The organism is Natrialba taiwanensis DSM 12281 (assembly GCF_000337595.1).
GTDB classification, from domain to species: domain Archaea; phylum Halobacteriota; class Halobacteria; order Halobacteriales; family Natrialbaceae; genus Natrialba; species Natrialba taiwanensis.
Map to the genome: position 1 here is coordinate 45,180 of NZ_AOIL01000038.1, position 6,000 is coordinate 51,179.

Annotated in this window: 6 protein-coding genes; all 6 read right to left on the reverse strand. The window is 60.9% G+C overall.

Going from position 1 to position 6,000, the window contains the following annotated elements:
* Positions 1 to 728: 728 nt before the first annotated feature.
* The gene (locus tag C484_RS10515) at positions 729 to 1,193 is read right to left on the reverse strand and encodes a hypothetical protein (protein WP_006825928.1); all 465 of its coding nucleotides are present in this window, start codon (positions 1,191 to 1,193) and stop codon (positions 729 to 731) included.
* Positions 1,190 to 1,834 (reverse strand): hypothetical protein, encoded by a 645-nt coding sequence (locus tag C484_RS10520; RefSeq protein ID WP_006825929.1) that lies wholly within the window; start codon positions 1,832 to 1,834, stop codon positions 1,190 to 1,192. The genes C484_RS10515 and C484_RS10520 overlap by 4 nt, the downstream gene beginning before the upstream one ends.
* A 216-nt stretch (positions 1,835 to 2,050) precedes the next feature.
* Positions 2,051 to 2,398, reverse strand: a complete 348-nt coding sequence (locus tag C484_RS10525) for an SWIM zinc finger family protein (protein ID WP_006825930.1) — start codon at positions 2,396 to 2,398, stop codon at positions 2,051 to 2,053.
* Positions 2,399 to 2,946: 548 nt separating this feature from the next.
* Positions 2,947 to 3,858: a DUF6884 domain-containing protein gene (locus C484_RS10530; RefSeq protein WP_006825931.1), complete on the reverse strand. Its 912-nt coding sequence runs from the start codon at positions 3,856 to 3,858 to the stop codon at positions 2,947 to 2,949.
* A gap of 5 nt (positions 3,859 to 3,863) precedes the next feature.
* On the reverse strand, positions 3,864 to 4,004 hold the full coding sequence (locus tag C484_RS23650) for a hypothetical protein (RefSeq protein WP_006825932.1): 141 nt from the start codon (positions 4,002 to 4,004) through the stop codon (positions 3,864 to 3,866).
* A 304-nt stretch (positions 4,005 to 4,308) separates the two neighbouring features.
* Positions 4,309 to 5,190, reverse strand: a complete 882-nt coding sequence (locus tag C484_RS10535) for a hypothetical protein (protein WP_006825933.1) — start codon at positions 5,188 to 5,190, stop codon at positions 4,309 to 4,311.
* Positions 5,191 to 6,000 lie beyond the last annotated feature (810 nt).

The following is a 6,000-nucleotide window of genomic DNA, read 5'->3' on the forward strand; positions in this document are numbered from 1 at the left end:
TTCGGTTGGGGCAGGCGCACTTCGAAGGGTTCACCAACGCCATTTTAGGAGGACTCTGTCTGTAGCTGGAGTCGCTCCAAATTACTGCCTCCGAACCTGGAGAGCATCGTTTGGCTCCTCTCAAGAGGTATCGTTATTCACCTCAATCGTTTCGCCTGCTCGTGACATCTCTGAAACCCTCCATCCCTCTCAAGGGTGGAACAACACCACGTGCGGTGCGTTCGTGCGGACGCTGATCGATGCAGCCCTATCCTTTGTGGTGCGTGCGATGGAGAAATCCAAGGAGCCGAATCTCACGTTTCGCCTTCGCTCGGGTCCACACGTGTTATTTGGCCGACCTTTCCATGAGACCCAGCCAGTACCAGCGAAACGTGCTCGAGCATCGAGATATCGGTCACAATCGTGTTCCCATCCTTCTGGAGGACGACGACGCCGCTGTCGTGGAGCCAGACAGAGACGCCGATGCCCCAATGATGCCATCGACCCGGTGAGAGTGCTTTCGACGGGNTGGAGGACGACGACGCCGCTGTCGTGGAGCCAGACAGAGACGCCGATGCCCCAATGATGCCATCGACCCGGTGAGAGTGCTTTCGACGGGTGTGTGAGACTCACGTCACCGCAATCGATCGCCGCCTGCACGCCCTGGCGAAGCGCCCACACTTGCGAGTCGGTGAGCGTGTCCTCGGGTGCGTCAATCTCGTCGACGTACGTCAGCAGATCGGCCATCATCAGATCTCATCTCCGATGATCCGGTCGACCTCAGCCAGTTCACGCGCTTCAGCGGCCTCGTCCTCATATCCGACGTCGGTGGCATAGCGCTTGAGGACGGTCACAGCTCCATCATCGTCCGTGGCTGCTCGTTCGAACAGCTCTTCAAGGACAGTGACGACTACACGATCGGCGACCTGACGGCCAGCATCGGCTGCCTCGCTCTCGATGCGGCCAAGCCGCGACTCCGGATACGCATAGGTTTTCGAGGGCCTGGACTTCAGGCTCGAACAGTAGACGACATCGAACACGCGATCGTCGTTGGTTGCGTCGAATCGTGAGTTGCCGTAATTATCGAGCAGATTGTAGTTGTTTGCCTCGGACCACTCCGCTACGGTCTGGCCAGTATCGGTGACCACGTGCACTGGTCGCCCCTGTGCGAGATCCAAACAGACGTCACCAAGTTTGATCGACTGCTCGCTCATCGGTTCACCTCGTCGTTACTGAGAGTGCGAGCAAGCGTTTCGGCCTGCTGTTCAATCGGCTCGTGGTGGGCGTGTTTGACGTTCAGAAGAGCGAGGGGCGTTCCATGCCCCCACAGCTCTGCCCGGCGAAGTTCGTCAGCGAACTCCGTGAGAACGTCGTCAGTCGTCTGGCGACCATCGGTGAGACCGTTGATCCGAGCTGCAATCCGGTGAGGGATTGCGTCTCGGCAAGAGGGGGCTCGTCCTGTGTAGTCGGCCATTGTCTCGACGAGCCCTGCGAACGCTTCGACACGTCCGTCGACCGTAATGTCCCACGCTTCGAGGTCGTCCTCGTCGACGGCGTACGTCACAGCGTCGGGTTCCTGCCGCTCGAGGAGAGCTTCGAGAGCCGCTCGTTTCCAGCTGCGGTAATCGCGGAAGCTCCAGAACGTAGCGAACTCTTCGAGCGTCTCGATCGAGTACTCGATGGAGATGTCGGCACGAACCCGCTCGGTTGTCTCGTCACCGTAGTCAGTGATCCGGTCGACCGGGCCGCTGGCAGTCACGAGGAACCGTCGTGGAAGCGTCGTCGTCTCGTCGAGTGACTGCGCTTCATCGGGTGTCTCTGCTGGCTGTGCTGTCGTCTCGTCTGCTCGTGACATCTGTGATACCCTCCACCCCTCTCGAGGGTGGAACAACACCACGTGCGGTGCGTTCGTGCAGACGCTGATCGGTCTGGCAGAGTTACCCCACGTGCGAAACCAAGTCCGAAAACGTGGGGTAACTCACGGCGTCAGTGGATTCGCTGTGGCCTGCATCTTGCTGGTCTGCAGTTCGCGAATCCGCTGTGCGTTGCGTGCAGCCTCGAGAACGGNAACTCACGGCGTCAGTGGATTCGCTGTGGCCTGCATCTTGCTGGTCTGCAGTTCGCGAATCCGCTGTGCGTTGCGTGCAGCCTCGAGAACGGGCGTTCGGATCGCGACTGCAACGCGATGCTTGCACGCGCCCTGGTGGTGTTCGTCTGCCGGGCACGGACAGCTGTGGGGCAGGCCATCCTCGATCGTGACCAGATACTCGTGATCTTCGGGAGTCGCGTGGCTGGCGTTGCGAACGAGGACGCCCTGCGCAACAAGTTCGAACTCGAAGGCTTCGTACTGGGCGCGTCGGAGCGTCCGCTGGGGCGGGTCAAGTCGCTCGATCGGATGTGCTGATGGTGATGTTGACATAGATTGGGTGTAACTACCGTTAGACTGGTCTATCGCCTCGAGTTACGTGCTCTCGCAGTCGGAGCAGATCAGTTGAACGTCGAGGTCACAGGCAGTTTCACATCTGTGCGTCGGAACAAGCCCGAACTTCCCGCAGTAGTCACAGCTCGTGTTAGTGTGCTCAGGGGCGTCGAATACGTCGAAGCGGGACTGCTCGACGGTCGATCAGACTCGGTAGTAAACTCAACGGCAAGTGGGTTCGTGATCCGGCTGGCAGTTTGCATCGTTTTTGATCTCTCTACTCCTCATGAGGAGCGAACAACACCACCGGCTGTCCAGAGTGAACGAGAACCAACAGGGAAAGCCCGGCAGCACAGCGAGCTCGAAGAGAGCGAGCATCCCGGAACCTGGAGGTGGGTGGGAGGCGGTGAGTGGGCGAGCTGGAACCCACGCATCACAGAAGCGATCTTCAGTCACTTCAGTCACCACACTTCACGTACATCCGCACAATTCTTTGGACAGCCTCGTCCCCGTCTTGTCCGCTGTTCGCGTCTCCTAGATCACCACTGTCACCCTGACCTCTTCTTGACCTCGTCGGTCATCCATCCCATCTGATTCCCGTTTCCTCCCTGCGCCTCGGGCACCTCCTGGAAGGGGAACGAAATCTCGAGATCGGCTGGGCCACGAAGCCGATCGAACACACCCCGCTCCTTGAGCGGGTCACGATAGTTTCTCCCGAGGAGGATCTCGAGCGATACATCTCGTGGATCGACCCCGCCCGCGGCTGCTCGAAGCCAACGGGTCAGCCCTTCGTAGACGCTCAGTGCCCACTGGTCGAGGAACGTGTTGACATCCTCTCCGTTCGGAAGCCGTTTACTCGAGTGGACCGGGATCCCTTCGAGGTCCCCCGGCGTTCGCTCGTAGGACGCGATCTCCTCGTCAAATCGAAGAAGCGCATGCTGTGCCGAGATGATCCGTCGATCGTCGCCGATCGTCTGGCCGTACTCGCGTTTGCACGACCAGTACGCGCCCCGGTAGAGGTCTGCTGCCGGAACAGGGTCATCGACCTCGTACTTCGAGCCCGAGCAACCAACCGCAACGAGCGTCTGCGGCTCGCGGTCCCGGTACTCCTCGATCGTGTCCCGGACGGTGTAGCAGTATCCCATCCCCCCCCCGACGCCGCCGATGTCAGCACGACCGCGGTTGATATTCTCGACCGCTCGCTTCACGTCGACGAGGTCCTCACAGTCAGATACGAGCCGGGCCGGCATGCAGTCGGGGATTTGAACGTCCGTGAGAAGGTCCATGAGCAGTCGGTACAGCGGGCGGTCCTCGGCAGCGACGACAGTCGCATCGCGAACGCCGTGGACCCAGTGGCTCGACACTGCGAGGTCGCCACCTGGGAGGTCGTGCTCTCGAGGACGTGGAAGGTGAGGATTCTCGCGGTCAGTCCCATCCGCGAGTTGTGCATCGGCGCTCACTCCAATCAGACCTCCACCTCGTCAAGAAGTGCGATTGCTTTGGTAACCTTCTCTCGATCGTCGTCGCTCAACTGCTCCTTGTCGATGTTTCTGAGGTTGCTCCACGCACGCCACAGCAGGTATCCGGGGATGTTTTCGTCGTCCATCTTTCAAACCCTCTACCCCTCTCCGAGGGTGGAACAACGCCACAATCGCGTCGAACGAAGCAACCACTCGAGAGGTCTCCTCTCTGCCTTCTCTACTGCTGTGGGTGCGGTTCGGCTAGACGGCTCTACGAGACCCTCCAAGCTGCGTCAGCGGTGGCGCGTGATGAATGCGCGCTTTAGCACGCAGAACGCGCGAGGGACGACCGAGGAGGCGCACTTTAGTGCGCCCCGCAGGGAGGAGGATGGGGAGGACGCGAGCGAAGCGAGCGTGTGGTCGGACACACAAAAAAGAGAGGGAACTATGCTATTCCTGGGTCCACCACCGGCCGCGCTCGGGGAATTCGAGGCGGCTCCAGCCGGTCACGGCCAGGTTGCATCGCTCGTTGTGCCAGTTCTTCGCCGCGTTCCTGATTCGCACCGTCTCTCCCTCGCTCACGTTCGTCTGGTAGGAGTTCTCCCAGATCGTGAACTTCATCTTCTCGGTCTCATCCGCGATCAGCCCCACTTGGCTGATCGACGACTTCGAGGGCTCCCACAACTCGATGATCTCGCCTTCCACGTCCACTTCGCCTGCCTCCACCTCCGGCACGTCTGCAATATCGACGATCGTTCCCGACTCGGCCTTCACTTCATCCATCTCCTCGAGGGTTGCGTCGATCATCGATTTTCCGTCGGTCACCTTCTCCGCCAGTCCACGGCTCACTGCCGCCCGGCTTGGACCTCCACGCACCGTCTCCGTGATTCGCACCGATTGTTTGTTGACCTCCGCCAACTGCTCTTGCTCCAACTCCGAACGGGGATCCACCTGTTCGACCCTCCGCTCTCGGCGCTGCTCGACCACGACCTCTCGCGTCCGCTTCTCTCGTCCCTCCTGCATTCCGAACGTCGCCTTTGCACTGATCAACTCGAGCTCCTCCTCTCGACCTCGAATTTGCTCTTCCTGTGCCAGTGGCAGGTGTCCGAACTCGTTCTCTTCGCGTCCAACCACCGTCTCTGGGTGGTTCGTCTCGACTTTCGTATTGACCTCCTGATCAACTGACGCCGCGAACTCCGGCGGCTCGTCCACGATATCTTCCGCGAACGGATCTTCCACGTCGACGCCCACGTCCGTCTTCTCCGCAGCCGCCTCTTGGTTGACACTCGATTCATCCGAAGCTTTATCATCTCGGAAGTTCGTAGAACTCATTGTATTGACCTCGAAGGCGCTACCTACTGCGTCTTCACCTCAACTCTTCTGAGTCCCAACTGTGTTCATCTCCTGCAACCGCTCTCGCTCGCGCCTTCAGGTCCCCTGAGGCGCGAGTAGAGCGGGACACTATCCCCACCAGCCAGCACCGCGCGCCGGGAGTGACCGGAGCGAGCGGCCAGCGGAGTAAGCCCGCTCGTGTCCGGCCCGAACTGCAGGTCCGTGTCCAGTGCGACTGTCGAGAGCACGGCGAGCCGCATCGTGGCTCGCCGCGCGCATCGGCACCAAGCACTGGAACGCGAAAGCCTGCGAGAGGCGCAACCGACGGGCTTACCCGCTGGCGTCGAGGGCACATGCCCGGAACGGGAGCTCGCAGTGCGGAGAGCGCCCGCACGCCCGGAATGGTCAGTCGCGAAACGGCGAACGAAGTGAGCCGTGTGCGACGCGGAGGGAGCGGAGGCGAGCGGGGCGTGCCGTCTCGTTCACACCAGTCGAGGGAGAGCTACAGCATCCCCGCCTTCAGCTCAGCCTGGTGGGCTTCGAAAGGGCGAGGTCGACTCGGTCGTCCCCCGCCGACGCAAGCACCGCAACGACCGAGCGTAGCGAGGGAGTGAGGCGCGCAGCGAGGCGCGGGATGCCGAGCGGCCGAGGGCTTTCGGTGGGAGTGTACTCCGTTCACCTCTCTTCTCGAGTTATATCGACGACGTCGTCTCCCTCACAACCACCTCTCTGTCTCCACCCCTCCGTCACGATCTTCCCCTCACCCTGCCCTCATTCTCCTCTCCTCTCCTCGATCGTCACCTCCACGCC